Origin of the sequence: Reinekea marina (assembly GCF_030409715.1) — a bacterium.
Lineage (GTDB): Bacteria > Pseudomonadota > Gammaproteobacteria > Pseudomonadales > Natronospirillaceae > Reinekea > Reinekea marina.
In genome coordinates this window covers 608,484-626,277 of sequence record NZ_JAUFQI010000001.1, presented here as the reverse complement: position 1 = coordinate 626,277, position 17,794 = coordinate 608,484, and the positions used below count along the sequence as shown (strand labels likewise).

Below are 17,794 nucleotides of genomic sequence, written 5' to 3'. Positions count from 1 at the left end.
CTTTTGATCAGCTAAAGTTAAAGACTATGCACGTTGCGACTCAATTATAAAAAAGGATATGAATGTGGCCAAAAGTTCCGCTGCGAATAAAAAAAAGGCCGTCGCTGAAGACGGCAACAACAAAACGGTACTGAGTTTTTTCTATGTCCCAATATTGGCTTTGGTGCTGGCGGCAAGTGCGGCGGGCTACTTTCTCATATCTACCCAAGTCACACCGGTAAACAAAGCGCATCAAAATGCATTAATCAATGAAATAGCGCAACAATACGAAGCCTACTTTAATAATGTACTCGATCAACACGATTTGCTAATGGAGCAAATAGCCTCCAGTGACTACGTTGTCGAAAATGTTATTAACGGTGAAATGGCTAATGTTGAAAGCAGTATTGGCTCACAAATACCACACAGCTTAGATGTGCATGTTTTTGCGCTACGCGAAGCAGAGTTAAGACCTAACGCTAACCCGCCTTTTTCACACGCAGCAATGGATATGATACGTCGAGCGGAACAAGGTCAGCCTGTACTGTGGGAAGCCCACCAACATAATGGCGTGGTTTACTTACAAACCGTCAAGGCGATCCGTAACAATGCGGGCCGTATTATTGGCACCATCAGCATTTCTCAGTCTATCGATTATCTAGCGCAACAGCTTAAAGGCATTGATGCCAGTAAAGGGAATCTTTTAGTTCAACAAGAGTTCTTAAATGCGCCCATTCAAACATTGCTTACCTACGGTGCTAAAAATAGTAATGATGTTGTTAAGTTAAACTCAAACAATATTAACTGGACGCTTACCTTTCAACCTTCGAACGATTTAGCAGAAGCAACATTACAGTCTTCCAGTATCTTTATCATCGTCTTTGCCATTTTATCGTTGGCTATTGCCGTTCCATTTATTCTGGCATCACAACGAGTGCAAACAGCCTTCCGACAAGATGCGAACGCCTTTGCTCGCCAAGTTAAAAACTTACTCACAGGGCAATCATCGAAAGCAAAATTTGAATTGGCTATTTTCAGCACATTGGAAAAAACGCTAACTCGACTGCGCATTAGCAACACGCCCATCTCGTCGGACATTGAAACACTCAATACGGCGACAGAGGCCAGCTTTAACAACGATGGCGTAGATGACTTTGATGTGTCCATGATGGAAGCCGATGATGATCTTCTCGGCATGAATCAATCGGGCAGCACCAGCACTACTCATATCGCTGTTAGTGAAGAGTTGTTCAAAGCCTATGACATTCGAGGCATTGTCGGCCAAACGTTAACAAACGATGCAGCCATGCAAATCGGTATCGCTATTGGCTCGGAAAGCTATGATCGGGGCCAGCAAACCGTCATTGTGGGTCGAGATGGTCGCTTATCGAGCCCTGAACTCTCACAGGCCCTAATTAAAGGTTTGCGCAGCAGTGGGCGCGATGTCATTGATATCGGCGAAGTAGCCACTCCGGTTTGCTACTTTGCTAGCCAACATTTAGAAGTGGGAACCTGCGTCATGGTAACGGGTAGCCACAATCCAGCAAACCACAATGGGTTTAGAGTGGTTATTGCAGGGAACGCATTAATTGAAGACGAAATTAAAGGGCTTTACCACCGCATTGAAAACCAAAACTTCCTCAAAGGCGATGGAAAGTTGATGACTCAGGAAGTCAGCTCTGCCTATCTTGATAGAGTAAAAGCGGATGTTAAACCAAAACGACCGTTAAAAATTGTCATCGACTGTGGTAATGGTGTGGCAGGGAATGTGATGCCACAGCTCATCAAAAACATTGGTTCGCATGTACTGCCGCTTTACTGCGATGTAGATGGCAGCTTCCCAAATCATCTGCCCGACCCGGGTGATTCTCGAAACATCGAAGATCTTGCCAGAACCGTCGTTGAGACAAGAGCCGACTTAGGTGTTGCCTTTGACGGCGATGGTGACCGGATTTGCGTTGTGACCAACAGCGGCAAAATCGTCTACGCAGATCGATTACTCATGCTTTTGGCTAAACAGGTTGTGCAAAACAATCCTGGGGCGACGGTTCTGTACGATGTGAAAAGTTCAAGACGCCTGAAAAACCTTGTCCTTGGCTATGGTGGCAAACCCGTTATGTGGAAAACTGGCCACTCTTATATCAAGCGTAGAATGAAAGAAGTTAACGCCGCATTAGCGGGAGAAATGAGCGGGCATATCTTTTATCAAGACCGTTGGTTTGGCTTCGATGATGGTTTATACGCCACAGCTCGACTTATCGAAATTATTGCCGCACAGTCAGACACCTTAGATAACTTGTTGAATGAATTACCACAAGATGTCGCTACACCAGAGATAACCATCGAATCTTCCGATGCCCGTAAGTTTAGAGTGATTGAAGCATTGCAACGAAATGGTGACTTTGGTGGCGGCCAACTAACCGACATCGATGGCGTTAGAGTTGATTTTCAAGATGGATGGGGTTTGGTAAGGGCTTCGAATGGCCGACCCGCGCTTTCGTGCCGTTTTGAGGCAGACAACGATGAATCCTTGAAAAAGATTCAAACATTATTCAAACAACAGTTGTTAGCCGTTGACAGCCAACTGCAAATTCCGTTTTAATCCTGCCTCTATTAGGTTGCTAGTGAGTAATCACTAGCAACCATACCCATTTATAATGATGAGATGCCGTGTCGAGGCGACTGTATGACGATTGATCACAATCACGATTTAAATTTTGTTCAAGTACTTCACGAAGCACTTCCTTACTTACAAAAGTTCCAAGGCAAGACAGTCGTTATTAAATATGGCGGCAATGCAATGGTCGATGAATCGCTTAAAGCCAGTTTTGCTCGGGATATCGTATTGTTAAAAACTGTTGGCATTAACCCAGTAGTGGTTCATGGCGGCGGTCCGCAAATTGGTTCGTTGCTTGAAAAGTTGAATATCCCAAGTGAATTTATCAATGGAATGCGAGTGACTAACACTGAAACCATGGATGTTGTAGAAATGGTACTCGGTGGTTTAGTGAACAAAGAAATTGTTTCACTCATTAACCAGTCCGGCGGCCAAGCTTTTGGTATGACAGGCAAAGATGCCCATTCTATCCAAGCTAAAAAATTAAAAGTTACTCGGAAGACACCCGATTTAGAAAGCTCTGAAATTATTGATATTGGCCACGTTGGCGAAGTCGAATCCATAAACACAGATTTCATTAACAGGATGGTGGAAGGTGGCTACATTCCGGTAATTGCCCCCATTGGCGTAGGCGAAGACGGGGCTTCTTATAATATTAATGCCGATCTAGTCGCCGGTAAGATGGCCGAAAAGCTGGGTGCAGAAAAACTCATATTATTAACCAATATCAGTGGGTTACAGGATAAAAACGGTGAGGTATTGACCGGGCTTACAACAGACCAAGTTAACGGCCTTATAGAAGATGGCACCATTTACGGCGGCATGCTGCCTAAAATTGATTGCGCGCTTAATGCTGTGGCCTCTGGCGTAACCAGTGCTCACATAATCGATGGTCGAGTACCACACGCCACATTATTAGAAATATTCTCCGATCACGGTGTCGGCACCTTAATTAGTAATCAGCAGGCTATTTTATGACCGAGTCTAAACCGACCAGCTCTCGTCACGATCAAATATTGCAAGCTTTAGCGCATATGCTCGAAACGAACCCAGGTAAAACCATTACCACCGCCAAACTGGCTAAAGAGGTAGGGGTTTCAGAAGCGGCGCTGTATCGTCATTTCCCAAGTAAAGCACGGATGTTTGAAGGGCTAATCCAATTTATCGAAGAAACCCTTTTTTCAAGGGTGAATCGCATTTTACAGGAAGAAGAAGCTGCGCTTCCTCGCTGTGAAGCCATCTTAACCCTGCTATTGGCTTTTGCAGAACGCAACCCTGGGATGTGTCGAATTTTAATGGGTGATGCCTTAGCCGGTGAATTAGAGCGTTTAAGAGAACGCGTAATTCAGGTGTTTGATCGCCTTGAAACACAAATAAAACAAGTTATTCGCGAAGCTGAAATTAGAGAAGGCTTACGTCCAGCCATGCCCATTAATCAGGCGGCCATATTGTTGCTCACGATTGCCGAAGGCAGAATTAACCAATTTGTGCGCAGTGAGTTCAAGAAAAAGCCAACTCAAGATTGGAATCTTCATTGGCAAGTATTGTCAAAAACACTATTCGAGCGCCCAGCGAATTAACGCACTAACAAAACAGGGCTCTCATCGCTCCGTTATACTCAAACGATGAAAGCCCTATTGGTTAAAACCCTATTTTTAAACCAGAACCAATGACTGTTCGGGTATCTTCTAAATCGTTGTACATCAGCACTTCTACAAAACTGTAAGTGCTCACTTTGCTTGTCCATGGGATTTCTTGCAACCCACTGATATAAAATTGATCAACCGTATCATCAGCTGGGTTCGTTAAAGTGGTAAACCCTGCCATGATTCGATTGTTCGTTTCTAACTGAGAAAATTTTAGCGGCAGTTTCACAAAACCGGCAAAGTTTCGAGACGAGTAGTCGGTGTCACTACTGCTCGACATCTGCACTTGCCCACCCAGCTTAAGCTTACCCGTTTGGTATTCACCTGCCACTTTAAATAGCTGAGAGCTGTCTTGCTCAACATTCACCTCAAAGCCAACAGAAACATCAATATCGCCTTGATCGTAGCGACCAGCAAATGAGATACCTGTTGTTCCGTCTGGATCTTCAGCAGGAACTAAGGCGGCATTTATAGTGATATTGTTTTCAATTAAAGGAGACTGATACGATAACCCATCGACTTTATATATTCCTGTTGGTGACAACCCTCCGTTATCGCTAAGCAGATAGCGGATAGAATCAGGGTCATTTTTCATCAGCTTAAAATAGTGATTTATCTTAGAAACGGGACTGTGATCGTAAAAGGCACTAATTTCGCCAAAGTCCCCTCTTAAACCGATTTGGCCAACTTTCAATCCAGGATAAGAGATGATGCCATTTGAAACACCTAAACTGTCACCCAACGCATTGACTCCAAGACCAATATCAAAAAAGGCGGTCTCTTGCTCCGATAACGTCTGTTCGCCTTTATAACCAAATTCGCTTAACGATCCATCAATACTAAGCGAGGATCCGCCATCAATATTCTCAAACTGCAAACGAGCGTTCGCTTCACCATAAATTGATGTTTTAGCGTGCGCGCCAGCTGCTGTCGCCAACATTAAAATACTTACTGTTACTTTATTCATAATGACTCCCCTTTTTTATAAATGTTAACACAGCGCTTAGCCCATAATCGGATGAAGCTCACAAAATAAGCTATACTAGTGGTGTCGACAAAAAGGATTTAATGATGATCAAAAACTACCAACCGCAGAGCTCAACCAGCACCTTGCTTAACGCTATTGACGATGTGCAGTTAGGGATTGTTTTGGTTGATGAAAGTAACCGTATTATTCAGTGGAACAGCTTAGCCAGCCAATGGTTAGGCGTAGATTCCTTACATAATGTTGAACTCAGTGATACTTGGCTAACAGAAAAGTCTATTCACCTGAAAGACTTAAATGCTCAACCCTTAACAGCGTTAGACTTATTTAAAGCGAATGCCACCCCTATCAAAGTTGAATCGCAACACCAATCTATTTGGCTGAGTGCACAATGCGATGCTACTCACTGGCAAGGGCGTCCAGCGCACATGTTGGTGTTTTGTAATATCAATAAACTGGCTTCTAGCTTTACCCAATTGCAACGTCAAACCAACCAAGCCAGTTTACGCGACCCTATTACCGGTCTCAGCAACCGGCACAATGCGCTTGAGCGAATGGAAGACATGCATAAACACGGCAAACGCTATGGCAGTCAATTCACCATTGCATTGATAGATATAGATAATTTTAAGCGTATTAACGACACCTATGGCCAAAACTTCGGGGACACGGTCATAGCACGCATTGCCTTAACACTAAAAGGCGCGCTCCGAGAAACCGATTTTTGCTCTCGCTACGGTGGTGAAGAATTCTTAGTCTTAATGCCGGAGACGGCCATGATGGATGCGGTGGTGACCTTGGATCGCTTGAGACAACAAGTATCCGAATTGAAATGGGAAGAATGTCCAAGCCCCATTACGGTCAGTGCGGGCGTTCATACTTGGCAACGCAATAGCAGTATTGAGCAATTATTGTTTGAAACCGACCAGCGTTTAACAATGGCGAAAAACGCAGGTCGTAATCAGGTGTGCGGTGACTTAGTTTAACTCGCCGCCAAGGCTGGGTTAGGGTTAGCATTGGTGTTTTGTTGTTCGATCAACGCATGATGCAATGCAGCGATCGCCCCTTCATAGTGGTCTTCTGCGACAACAATACGCACATCCACCTGACGAATGCTCTGGTAAATGGCCATAACGTTTATGTCCTTTTCGGCCAAGCTAGTTGAAAGCCGAGCTAAAATGCCGGTTACGTTTAAATCTGAGCCTATCACAGACACCATAGCAACCTTACGACTGTTCATTTTCGCATTAGGAAAGTGGCGCTCAATTCTGGCTTGAATTCGTTTAATGACTTTTAGGCCTGTATCTAAATAAAAGGTAACCGTATTGGCGTTGTGCTCCTTGGCCAGTAATGGAATATTAAACTCTTGCACTAAGCGTTGAATTTCTAACAGTTGCTGCGGCTCACCCACCATGTCTTGATCAAAAACATTAAAAGCATAAACGTTTGGAATCCCGGCAATTATTTCAACGCGCGGCGTTTCACTGCGATAATCATTTGTGATCAAAGTGCCATCGTGTTCAGGTTCAAATGTGTTTTTAATTCGTAAAGCGATATTCTTTTTTCTCAGCCCTTTAGCCGCTTTAGGGTGTATTGCTTCCATACCAATCAATGACAATTGGTCTGCAACATCATAATTGGTGCGCCCAATTGGGTTTACATTATGCTCGCCAACAACAACAGGATCGGCCGTCGATAAGTGGTATTCTTTATGAATGACTGCTTCTCTTGCATCGGTGACTTCGGCGATTTTACTGAAGGTAATTTCAGAATAACCTCGATCAAATGTTTGCATTAAACCTTCTTTGCATTGGGTATAGCCAGTGACAATCGGCATTTCGCAGCTTAAATCGTAACGTGCGAACACGGCAGCAATTTTATCGGCAAACTTCAGGTTATCGGGCTCCCGCCAACCTGTTAAATCAACAAAGCGGGCATTGATGCCTTCTGCTTGCAATAATAAGGCGGTGTTAAATGCCGAATGCGCTTCGCCAACACCAGCTAACATTTCACGCACAGTCGCTAAATGTTCGTTTATTTGAAAGTGCCCATAAGAGCAAACTCGCTGTAAATCGAGCAAGCACGAGCGAATCCCTTCCATGCGTTCAGTGATAAACTGATCGGCTTGTTTCAGCATGTGAGGGGCAGAAAACAAAGAAGCATTGATTTCACGCATGGCTTTGGCCGTGTCGGTTAACGCTTCACTCCATTGCCAATCAGAATCATTATTGGCGAATAAACCGTAAACACCCGGTTCTCTATTTTTTTTATGCTCCAGCAACTTATTCGTTAATCCACCATAAGCCGAAACGACAAAAATTCGCTGATACATGTCGGCAGGTTTTCGGCTAATTTGGATAATATTATCCCGAACTGCAGGATAATTACTCATAGAAGTACCGCCGATTTTTTCTACCGTGTGGAGCGCCATTTAGTCTGTTCCTTTTTGAACGTTGCCAATGATAAACCGACAGAAGTTTAAGGTTTTTAAACACAATAACAATTGTTTAATCACAAATAGGTATCGCGTTTTTCACAAGATGGTATTGAAAAATATAAATAGGTGTCAAAATTATATCGAATTTGACCATGAACTGTGTTCATAGCAGTGGTCGAATTTAATCGTGTGGCATTTTGTAACGATGACTGTATTTTTAAGGTTTTACGACTATCTTCATCAGTGTCTCCAATGAGAATGTAAGTGGGACACCTGTGATGGGGACTTCCCCAAAAAGGGCGCGCGGGCTGGCTGTCGTATGCACTTTGTAGGCAACGACACCCGGCGCCCTGTTATCATTTCTTATCGATTCTAATTTTACCGCCTACACCCATATTTACTTCAACCTTCTTATTACTTTGGGCTTTTATCTCAATTTCCATTGGAATTTTTTCGGAGCGATTCCCATTCCAATGCGTGATCATTAAATCTAAGGTCGCGTTTTCGTCCGTTCGATTGTGAACCGAGAGTTGCCATTGATTCTCACCGACCATTTTCGATTCTACCGTCACCAAAGACGATTGGCCTAACGACAAAGTCGCCTCTTGAGCAGAACCTGGCTGATACTGTGAATTTAAAACTGGCAGTTGCTGGTCAAAAACGCCCAAGGTAATTGGGCCGGCGATGGTCGGCAGTGACCCTTTTTTTGCCACCAACTTAACTTGACTGTTGGCTTGTTGAAGCCCTTGCATGCGCGTATCCCAATTCAATGAATAGCGTTTTTCAAGTGGTTGCAATTCAAGTGAGGTTACCGGCAACCAAACATTGCTGTTAGCTTGTAAAGTCACAACTTGATCGCTCACTAAAGTGGCAACGCCTTGGCTTTGCGACGCCACAGGGGCAGAAACGGCAGCATCCATTCGGCTCACCATTTCATGCATCACGGCTACTGGTTGCTCGGTCATAGAAAAGCTATAGCCATTCGATTCAATGTCATAAGGGCTATCATTTGTTAAAATAAGCGTCTGATGCAGTACAGGATCTTCGTCCATAGCGATTCGGTAGTTAACCGCGGCACGAATGTTGTAATCTTGCCAAGCGTATGAGAAATCACTGGTTTTACTGGATTCGCGACGTATCGTCATTTCGAAATTTGACTCTGAAGAACTGGCCGGCCATTGCAAACGATGCAACTGGGTCATGGGCCAGTACCGGCGTGCATCGCTTTGCGATAACACGATGGTATTTGCCAAAACTTGATCGACTGTCCATTCGCCTTGAAAATCTTCACTGGTCGCCACATCACCTTGCTTTGGCCAATTACGGTTGTAGCTCGATTGCCAACTGACTTGTGCTGAAGCATCGTCTGAGTGCCACCAAAAAAGAGCCGGATTCATATTTTCTACCGGGAATCTAAGCGCCGTAGTATTTGAATTCAGTGTCACTGAGCGCTCTACCCATGTGCCTGAAGGTGACGCATAAAGCCAATCGGCTTCGAGCGTTTGAGCCTGAACCGTAGCCAACACTGTTGAGGCCAGCGTACCGACAATAAACCCCTTATTCATAGCGATTACCTTTTATTATTTGCGATTAAGAATATCGACAACCAACGCGGCTACGGCGATAACAATAAGTACTGACACACCGTAAACCAACCCTTCTCCCATGCTGAGCCCAGCGATGAGGTTGGGTGTATAGCCGCACATTGTCCACACTTCGAAAACGTTCGGGAACCAAGAGTCCAATGGCAACCAAGTTGGAAAACCAGGGTCCATGCCACACTGCCCGTCGTATTGACCACGCTCTACTAACAATGCTATCCAACTGCGATTTAACAAGCCAATCAACGCACCGATTAGCGCTAGGTGAGCCAAGATTCGAGCATAAAAGAATTTACGAACGGTCAAGCCTAAACCCGCCACAATAATACCCACTAACGTCCATACACGCGCCTGAATGCACAGCACACAGGGCGGTTCATTAAGAACATGTTGATAAAAGAGTGCGACGCCTTCTAAACCAAAGCCGACCGCTACAACCGCGATCCAATAAAGAGGTGATTGTACAAAATGCTTGAATACTTTCATTCTACTCACTCGTTTAATAATTAGTTTAGTTTGGCAGGGTAAAACTGAATACACGCTGACTCAACGCACGTTATCAGGTAAATAACGGGCTTTTAATTGAGTTTACGAAATCTTGAGGTGTTATTTGCGCTCAATTTTTGCGACCGACGATAATCCGTGCAGTCGACGTATGACGCGGGCAAGGTGAACTCGGCTCGTGACGGATACCGTTAAATCTAACCGCGACGTCGTAGCATCGATGTCCATCATTTGAATGCTCTCAATGTTTGCATCGGCCAAAGAAACGGCATTCGCAACACTGGCCAGTACGCCACGGGAGTTTCGTAAGTCTACACGCAGGTCGACCATGAATTCGCCTTCCATTGATTTATCCCAATGTAAGGGAACGCACCTTTCGGTGTTGTACCTTATTTCAGCGATGTTCCGACACGATTCAATATGCACAACCATGCCCTGGCCCTTAGACATAACTCCGACAATGGCGTCACCCGGAATAGGACGACAGCATTTACCGTACTGGATTAAGAGCCCTTCTGTGCCTTTAATCGTCATCGAAGAATGGTCATTGCCCACGGCTTTATCTGCAACCAACTCCATTAAGCGACGCGCAACAATATAAACAGCACGATGCCCTGTTCCAATATCTTCGTACAACTGCTCGAGCGTTTGAAGGCCAAAGCCTTCTAAAACAGAATCAATTTGTTGTTCGCTGAAGTCTCCCCAGCTTTTATCAAAACTGTGTAGCTGGTTATCGAGCATTTTCTTACCTAACGCTAAGGCTTCTTTTTGCTCAATATTTGTTAAGAAATGACGAATGTTACTGCGCGCTTTAGCCGTAGTTACAAAGTTCAACCAAGCTGGATTTGGCTTAGCCCCCGGTGCACTGATGATTTTAATTGAATCGCCACTGCTTAAAGGTTGGCTTAACGGAGCTAACTTTCGATTAATCAAACAACCGACACAAGTGTTCCCCACATCGGTATGAACGGCATAGGCAAAGTCGACCGGCGTAGCGCCTTTTGCCATTTCCATGATTTCACCTTTCGGCGTAAACACGTAGATTTCATCAGGAAACAAATCGATTTTGACGTTTTCAATAAACTCCATCGAATCGCCCGCTCGCTCTTGCATCTCTAGCAGGTTCTTAACCCACCGGCGTGCTCGTGCATGGGTTTGCGTACTTTGTGTTTCGTCGGTTTTATAAAGCCAATGAGCCGCAATACCATAATTGGCCATTTCTTCCATTTCATTTGTTCGGATCTGAATTTCAATCGGCACACCATTGGCCGCGATAAGCGTTGTGTGCAAACTTTGGTAACCATTGGTTTTGGGGACAGCGATGTAATCTTTGAAACGGTTGGGAATGGGTTTATAAAAGTTATGTATGACACCTAAGATGCGGTAGCAAGAGTCGACGGAATCGGTTGTGATGCGAAAGGCATATACATCTAAAATTTCATTCAGCGATTTCCGTTTTTCCCGCATTTTATTATAAATAGAATAGAGGTGTTTTTGCCGGCCAGTGACAAGTGCATCGATGCCTTCATCGGTTAAGCGCTGGGTCAACGCCTCTTGAATATTTTCGATGCTGGCCTTGCGACTGCCAAGTTGCTTCTTCATCGCCGATTTTATTCGACGAGATCGCAACGGGTACATGTTGTCAAAAGCAAGGTTTTCGAGCTCAACCCTTAAATCATTGATACCCAAGCGCAGGGCAATAGGCGCATAAATTTCAAGTGTTTCACGAGACTTGCGCCGTTTCTTTTCAGGCGGCATTGCTCCCATAGTACGCATATTGTGCAAGCGATCAGCCAGTTTAACGAGAATCACACGGATGTCTTTTGACATCGCCAGAACCATTTTCTGAAAGTTTTCGGCCTGTTCCTCTAATTTACTCTCAAACTCTAAATGGGTCAGTTTTGAAACACCATCGACTAGCTCAGCAACACCTTCACCAAATTGCTCTGCAATTGCCGCTTTTGAAACCGCTGTATCTTCGATCACATCGTGCAACATAGCCGCCATCAAACTGTGATGATCCATGTGCATTTCAGAAAGGATATTGGCCACGGCCAAAGGATGAGTAATGTAGCGTTCTCCGCTACGGCGCATTTGCCCTTCATGCGCTTGCTCCGCGTAAAAATAGGCACGTTTCACCCGAGCGATTTTTTCAGGCGACAAATAAGACTCTAATCGAATAGCAAGATCATGGACTGTGGGCAAAGCAGATCAACTCAATACAATGTTAGTAAACGTACCTAAAGTGTAACCTTCAGTACGAAAACGGCAATAGTAAAGCGTAAAAATAAAAAAAGCCGAGTACGACTCGGCTTTTTAAAAGAAGTGTGGCAACAACCTAGAAACTAGTCTTCTTGAACATCCAGCAAAGAGGCGTTGATTTTGCCTTCTGCAATTTCACGAAGCGCAATCACCGTTGGCTTATCGTTCTCTTCCTCAACTAGGGCTTCAAAACCTTCGTTCGCGATCTGACGAGCACGCTTACTCGCGACCATAATAAGTTCGAATCGGTTATCAACCTTGTCTAGGCAATCTTCAACTGTAACGCGAGCCATGGTGTTCTCCTAAATTGGGCGTGTTTCACAGCCGAGCAATTGTACGCAAATCGACCGCCAGCACAAGGATTAACGTTCGGTTTTTGATATTAATTCGGTTTTGGGTCGGTTCTGGGCTGCGAGCTACGGGCCGCGTGCTGCGGGTTAAGTCAAAACACTTAAACAATCGTTGCTTCGCGCTTTCCACTTTAAGGTTGGTTTTGGTGGTGGATTTCGCTGGAGTGGGTATCTGAGCCATGGATGGCGAAGTTAAGCGGCGCAGGATGCGCGAACAGCGACCCATGGAAGCGAAACACGCCGCCAAGGCGGGTAAGGTCGGTTTTGGGCTGCGGGTAAGGTCAAAACACTAGAACAATCGCGTCTTCGCGTTGCTTCGAAAGCTCCTACTTTGTCTTGGCGCTGATGATTAGCTTTGGCGGTGAGTTTCGCTGGAATGGGTATCTGAGCCATGGATGGCGAAGTTAAGCGGCGCAGGATGCGCGAATAGCGACCCATGAAAGCGAAACACGCCGCCAAGGCGGGTAAGGTCGGTTCTGGGCTGCGAGCTACGGGCTGCGGGTAAGTCACAACAGTAGAACAATCGCGTCTTCGCGTTGCTTCGAAAGCTCCTACCTGAGAATTAAAGTAGGAGCTTGTGGGTTGAAGTGGAGGCGCGATAATTCTATGAAGTACCTCTAACGGTTTTCGCGCTCTTCGATCAGTATATCCACTACCGATGGGTCTGCTAGGGTTGAGGTGTCACCCAACGATTCAAACTCATTGGCGGCAATTTTACGCAGAATTCGACGCATAATTTTACCAGAGCGTGTTTTAGGCAAGCCTTCTGCCCACTGAATCAGATCTGGCGTGGCTATGGGTCCTATTTCTTGGCGTAACCAATCTTTAAGCTCTTTGGTTAGCTCGTCTGTCGGCATTACGCCGGCCATTGGACTCACATAGACGTAAATGCCTTGGCCTTTTATATCATGAGGGTAACCAACAACGGCGGCCTCTGAAACGGCCGGATGAGCCACCAGCGCACTTTCTATCTCGGCGGTGCCTAATCGGTGGCCTGAAACATTTAACACATCGTCCACTCGACCCGTAATCCAGTAATACCCATCTTCATCACGGCGAGCTCCGTCACCAGAAAAATAGGTTCCAGGATAGGTGCTGAAATACGTTTGAATAAAGCGATCGTGATCGCCATATACCGTTCGCATCTGTCCAGGCCAGCTATCCAGCAAAACCAAGTTGCCTTCAACCGCGCCTTCAAGCTCACGGCCTACACTATCGACCAGCGCTGGCTTCACACCAAAAAATGGCCGAGTTGCTGACCCTGGTTTTAAATCCGTAGCGCCGGGCAACGGCGTAATGAGTATTCCGCCTGTTTCAGTTTGCCACCAAGTATCAACAATCGGGCATTCACTGCGACCAAATTCCTTGTAATACCACTCCCAAGCTTCCGGGTTAATGGGTTCACCGACCGACCCTAATAATCGTAAAGAGGATAGGTTTGCTCCTTCGGTCGCCTTACCACCGGTCGCCATCAGCGCTCGAATTGCAGTAGGCGCGGTGTAGAGCACATTTACCTGGTGCTTATCTACAATTTGCGCAAAGCGATTTGGGCCAGGGTAGTTTGGAACGCCTTCGAACATCAATGTCGTTGCACCATTGGCGAGCGGTCCATAAACAATATAACTGTGACCTGTTACCCAGCCAACATCGGCCGTACACCAGTAAATATCGCCATCTTGGTAATCGAACACATATTCATGAGTCATCGAGGCATAAACAAGGTAACCCCCTGTGGTATGCAACACTCCTTTAGGTGTACCGGTTGAACCAGAGGTATACAAAATGAATAGAGGGTCTTCTGCGTTCATCGGTTCTGGCGCACACAGAGTATCAACGCTTTCAAATCGGTCGTGATACCAAACATCTCTCGGCTCATGCCATGCTATATCGCCGCCGGTTCTTTTGACGACTAACACCGACTCGACACAATGAGTACCATCTATGGCCAATGCTTTATCTACATTGGCTTTCAGCGGAATACTTTTTTGCCCGCGCACACCCTCATCTGCGGTAATAACAATATTGGAGTCGCAATCAATGATTCGACCTGCCAAGGCTTCAGGCGAAAAGCCCCCGAATACAATAGAGTGAACCGCGCCAATACGAGTACAAGCTAACATGGCGTAGGCAGCTTCTGGAATCATTGGCATATATAAGGTAATACGATCGCCTTTTTTCGCACCTAATGATTTCAAGACGTTTGCCATTTTACACACCTGAGTGTGTAGCTCTTGATAACTGATATGCTTTGATTCGTTAGGATCATCGCCTTCAAATATTATCGCCGTGTGATCGGCTTTAGTTTCTAAGTGGCGATCAATGCAGTTGTAAGAAACATTAAGTTCGCCATCGGCATACCATCGAATTCGATGATCGGCTTGATCATAACTGACGTCCTTTACTTGCGTGTAAGGCTTTGACCAAGTGAGTCGCTTGCCGTGTTCATTCCAAAACCCTTCATTATCTTCAATGGATTGTTGATACATTTCTAAATAACGATCGTTGGTCATGCTCGTGCGAGCCTTTGCACTTTCTGGTACAAGATAGAGTGATTCAGACATTTTACCCCCTAGATTATTTTTGTGTGGGTGTTTAAAACAAGTCAGGTTATTTTGCGCAGATTTTCAATTTAAACCATTCGACCTTAGTTTATTTTTTAATATTTTAGTCCGCCTTATTTGGCTTAAAGGTCGATATCTTCATTCCCAGTTTCATATGCAATAAATCACCTAGTCAACGATTGACAGGTAAAGGCAAAAACAGCACAAAAATGTGTTCGAGTCGTGTTATTAAACATTAAAACAGTGGTTAACTTAGCAACCTGATCAAAATTTTGCTACAACTAACAACAGTATCCATTTGCGAGCCATGTCATGCGTAACTTTTTTTTGCTACTTTCCATTGCGGTGTCACTGACCGCTTGCGCAAATTTCCAAGCGCTCGAAAACTCCCCCAAGGCATCTCAACCAGTCATGGCTCAAGGGACGTTTGATTCCGTTTATGAAAAATACCAAGGCACACCTTATCGTTATGGTGGCACCGGAAAAGGTGGTTTTGATTGCTCTGGGTTTATCAACGTCGCATTTTTAGAAGCACGCAATCAATCTCTTCCAAGAACGACAGAGCAGCTCATTAAATCAGGTCAGGTGGTGCGCAGAGATCAATTGCGCGAAGGTGATCTTGTCTTTTTTAAAACCGGTGCAAAGCAGTTACATGCCGGTATTTATGTAGGTCAAAACGCCTTTATTCATGCATCCACGTCTAAAGGCGTTATAGAATCGAGCTTAGCAAATGACTACTGGGCGAATCGATACATCCAAGCTCGACGTATAAATTAACCCACTAAATCAAAGGCGGTGCAAACAAAATACCACCGTTATTCCACAGCGAGTTTAACCCTCGCTCTATTTTAAGAGGCGAGTCTTTACCTACGTTCCGATCAAAAATTTCTTGGTAATTACCCACTTGCTTGATCACTCGGTACGCCCAATCTGATTCCAAACCCATTGGTGCACCGGTATCGGAATTAACGCCTAGCATTCGTTGAATCACAGGCTTTTTCGACTTTTTCATTTCATCAACATTATTGCTGTTTACGCCTAGCTCTTCCGCATTGACTAATGCGAATAATGTCCACTTAACAATGTTGTACCATTGCATGTCATCTTGACGAACCGCAGGGCCCAGCGGCTCTTTAGAGATCACCTCTTTGATAATAGAGGCACTGCTTGGGTCTTCCAGTTTAGTGCGCTGCGCATATAACTGAGATAAATCCGCAGTCACGGCATTACAGCCTCCTGCTTTGAAGGCATTAAATGCTTGATCAGAAGACGAGAACGTAACGGGTTGGTAACTTAATGACACTTCGCGGAAGTAATCTGCAAGATTTTGAGCCGAGGTCGTACCTGATTGTACACAAATAGCCGCGCCTTTTAATTCTGAAATCGATGTAACACCCGAGGCTGCCTGAACCATAAAACCTTGGCCATCATAGAACGATACACCCGCAAATATTATATCTAAGGTGGTATCTCGACTGTGCGTCCAAGTGGTTACCCGAGACAGTACATCGATCTCCTCGGATTGCAGTGCGTTAAAGCGATCTCCCGGCGTTAAAGGAATATAGCGAACACGATCCGCATCTCCCAATACAGCCGCGGCTAACGCACGGCAAACATCGACATCGAGGCCCGTCCAGTTACCCAAGCGATCTGGGTTCGAAAAACCCGGAATGCCCGTCGAAACCCCACATTTGATGTGTCCCGCCTTGCGAACATCGTTGAGTGTTGACGCAGCCGTCAGACTTGCTAACGCAATCAAAAAGCCGCTTGAGAGCAGCGTTTTCACAGTCGTCTTTATTGTTTTTTTCATTAATCTAACCCACCTACGTTTAGCGATTGAATGCTTGGTAGGTCCATTCCCAAGTCTTTACTAAATAGTTTTCCACGCCATTCTATGTCGAGCCCATCAGGCCAACGCTTTTCTTTTAATCCATCAAACACGGTTTTACCAACATCTAACAGAGAAAGCGAAACGGTGCTGGTAAAGTTGGTATCTTCTTTTGCATTTAAGTTCAGGCTAGGAGCACCAATATTCGTTAATGCGCGCCCTTCTCTTAATAAAGTTAAGCCTAAGTCATCGCCTGATAACGAAAAAACATTAGGGTTTTCAATTTTAAACCCAAAAGACATGTCAATGCTTGTGAATGAGAAACTATCAATTTGCCAACGGTTTAAGGACACTTTTGGAAGCTTCGGCACCGGCAGGGTGAAGCTTTCTTGCCAACTGAGCGACTGCGGGCCCAGCAGCGGCACATTCAGAGTAGGCTTTATGCGCACACTAAAATCCGCCTCGCCTCGGGTATAAGCACTGTTGGCTTGAGACAGTATTTCTTGATAAACAAAACCCCAATCTAACGCTAAATCTATCGAACTAGAAGCAGGAATTGTTTGTAAGGACTTATGGTCTAACGTTAACCAAGGTTGTCCCTCAAGCCATATTTCTATGTCAATGTCGGTAACTGGAAGGCTGTACGGGTTTGAATTGCGAATTTTAATCACCGTAGTGCCCTTGAGCGAAGACCAATCTAATGACGTAATTTGAGTCTGTTGATATTCAAACGTTGGCGCACGATACACATCGTTTAAACTCAAGTTTGCGCAGCTCGATAAAAGAACGCCCATAATTAGGGTAAGTACATGTTTCATCTTTACGATCCTATTCGATAACGCAATTAGAGTGTCAGGCAATCTTCTGCTCGTCAATGGATGGACCTTTTTATGTTCAGCAACCGTTTATCAATCCCTTCACTTTAGTCTATTTTAGCCGCTCAATTGAAGGGGATGTTAAACATACGAACACAAAAAAGGGTGCCGAATGGCACCCAGGGGTTGTGCTTTTATAGTTATAAGTT

18 protein-coding genes are annotated in these 17,794 nt (G+C 45.0%); 7 read left to right on the top strand and 11 right to left on the bottom strand.

Annotation, left to right across the window (positions count from 1 at the left end; translation table 11 throughout):
- The first annotated feature begins 64 nt into the window (after positions 1-64).
- The 3 genes from QWZ13_RS03380 to slmA all read left to right on the top strand — a co-directional run bounded on the left by QWZ13_RS03380 (position 65) and on the right by slmA (position 4,176).
- A complete protein-coding gene (locus tag QWZ13_RS03380; protein ID WP_290280536.1) occupies positions 65-2,581 on the top strand; it encodes a phosphomannomutase/phosphoglucomutase in 2,517 nt (838 codons plus the stop codon).
- A gap of 63 nt (positions 2,582-2,644) precedes the next feature.
- Positions 2,645-3,574, top strand: a complete 930-nt coding sequence (argB, locus tag QWZ13_RS03375; protein WP_435406717.1) for an acetylglutamate kinase — start codon at positions 2,645-2,647, stop codon at positions 3,572-3,574.
- The gene (gene slmA, locus QWZ13_RS03370; RefSeq protein WP_216001730.1) at positions 3,571-4,176 is read left to right on the top strand and encodes a nucleoid occlusion factor SlmA; all 606 of its coding nucleotides are present in this window, start codon (positions 3,571-3,573) and stop codon (positions 4,174-4,176) included. Before argB ends, slmA begins: the two co-directional genes overlap by 4 nt.
- Positions 4,177-4,237: 61 nt before the next feature.
- Here slmA and QWZ13_RS03365 read toward each other — a convergent pair whose 3' ends face one another.
- Complete coding sequence (locus QWZ13_RS03365; protein WP_290280535.1) at positions 4,238-5,209, bottom strand: porin; 972 nt, start codon at positions 5,207-5,209, stop codon at positions 4,238-4,240.
- 101 nt (positions 5,210-5,310) lie between these two features.
- Here QWZ13_RS03365 and QWZ13_RS03360 point away from each other — a divergent pair, with 101 nt between their 5' ends.
- Complete coding sequence (locus QWZ13_RS03360) at positions 5,311-6,213, top strand: GGDEF domain-containing protein (RefSeq protein WP_290280534.1); 903 nt, start codon at positions 5,311-5,313, stop codon at positions 6,211-6,213.
- Here the strand turns inward: QWZ13_RS03360 and QWZ13_RS03355 are convergent.
- The 8 genes from QWZ13_RS03355 to acs form a co-directional block, all read right to left on the bottom strand.
- Complete coding sequence (locus QWZ13_RS03355) at positions 6,210-7,658, bottom strand: aspartate kinase (RefSeq protein WP_290280533.1); 1,449 nt, start codon at positions 7,656-7,658, stop codon at positions 6,210-6,212. The genes QWZ13_RS03360 and QWZ13_RS03355 overlap by 4 nt on opposite strands.
- Before the next feature lie 362 nt (positions 7,659-8,020).
- The gene (locus tag QWZ13_RS03350; RefSeq protein WP_290280532.1) at positions 8,021-9,229 is read right to left on the bottom strand and encodes a hypothetical protein; all 1,209 of its coding nucleotides are present in this window, start codon (positions 9,227-9,229) and stop codon (positions 8,021-8,023) included.
- Between the two features lie 15 nt (positions 9,230-9,244).
- Positions 9,245-9,751, bottom strand: a complete 507-nt coding sequence (locus tag QWZ13_RS03345) for a disulfide bond formation protein B (protein WP_290280531.1) — start codon at positions 9,749-9,751, stop codon at positions 9,245-9,247.
- Positions 9,752-9,871: 120 nt separating this feature from the next.
- Positions 9,872-11,974 (bottom strand): RelA/SpoT family protein, encoded by a 2,103-nt coding sequence (locus QWZ13_RS03340; protein WP_290280530.1) that lies wholly within the window; start codon positions 11,972-11,974, stop codon positions 9,872-9,874.
- A 140-nt stretch (positions 11,975-12,114) separates the two neighbouring features.
- Positions 12,115-12,324: a DNA-directed RNA polymerase subunit omega gene (gene rpoZ / locus QWZ13_RS03335; protein WP_216001723.1), complete on the bottom strand. Its 210-nt coding sequence runs from the start codon at positions 12,322-12,324 to the stop codon at positions 12,115-12,117.
- Between the two features lie 25 nt (positions 12,325-12,349).
- A complete protein-coding gene (locus QWZ13_RS03330) occupies positions 12,350-12,607 on the bottom strand; it encodes a hypothetical protein (protein WP_290280529.1) in 258 nt (85 codons plus the stop codon).
- Complete coding sequence (locus QWZ13_RS03325) at positions 12,574-12,819, bottom strand: hypothetical protein (RefSeq protein WP_290280528.1); 246 nt, start codon at positions 12,817-12,819, stop codon at positions 12,574-12,576. Before QWZ13_RS03325 ends, QWZ13_RS03330 begins: the two co-directional genes overlap by 34 nt.
- 179 nt (positions 12,820-12,998) lie before the next feature.
- Positions 12,999-14,942, bottom strand: a complete 1,944-nt coding sequence (gene acs, locus QWZ13_RS03320) for an acetate--CoA ligase (RefSeq protein WP_290280527.1) — start codon at positions 14,940-14,942, stop codon at positions 12,999-13,001.
- Positions 14,943-14,961: 19 nt separating this feature from the next.
- Between acs and QWZ13_RS03315 the strand changes: the two genes are divergently transcribed.
- Together QWZ13_RS03315 and QWZ13_RS03310 are read left to right on the top strand one after the other, a co-directional pair.
- Entirely contained in the window at positions 14,962-15,105 is a 144-nt protein-coding gene (locus QWZ13_RS03315; protein WP_290280526.1) for a hypothetical protein, read from the top strand.
- A gap of 149 nt (positions 15,106-15,254) precedes the next feature.
- Positions 15,255-15,719 carry a C40 family peptidase gene (locus QWZ13_RS03310; protein ID WP_216001721.1) on the top strand — a complete coding sequence of 155 codons (465 nt, stop codon included), beginning with the start codon at positions 15,255-15,257 and terminating at the stop codon, positions 15,717-15,719.
- 4 nt (positions 15,720-15,723) lie between these two features.
- On the opposite strand, the gene QWZ13_RS03305 is transcribed toward QWZ13_RS03310, so the two are convergent.
- The gene (locus QWZ13_RS03305) at positions 15,724-16,752 is read right to left on the bottom strand and encodes an amino acid ABC transporter substrate-binding protein (RefSeq protein ID WP_290280525.1); all 1,029 of its coding nucleotides are present in this window, start codon (positions 16,750-16,752) and stop codon (positions 15,724-15,726) included.
- Entirely contained in the window at positions 16,752-17,645 is an 894-nt protein-coding gene (locus QWZ13_RS03300; protein ID WP_290280524.1) for an LEA/WHy family protein, read from the bottom strand. Before QWZ13_RS03300 ends, QWZ13_RS03305 begins: the two co-directional genes overlap by 1 nt.
- On the opposite strand from QWZ13_RS03300, the gene QWZ13_RS03295 reads away from it, so the two are divergent.
- Positions 17,645-17,785, top strand: coding sequence for a hypothetical protein (locus tag QWZ13_RS03295; RefSeq protein ID WP_290280523.1), 141 nt, complete (start codon positions 17,645-17,647; stop codon positions 17,783-17,785). The two genes, QWZ13_RS03300 and QWZ13_RS03295, sit on opposite strands and share 1 nt — an antisense overlap.
- Positions 17,786-17,794 lie beyond the last annotated feature (9 nt).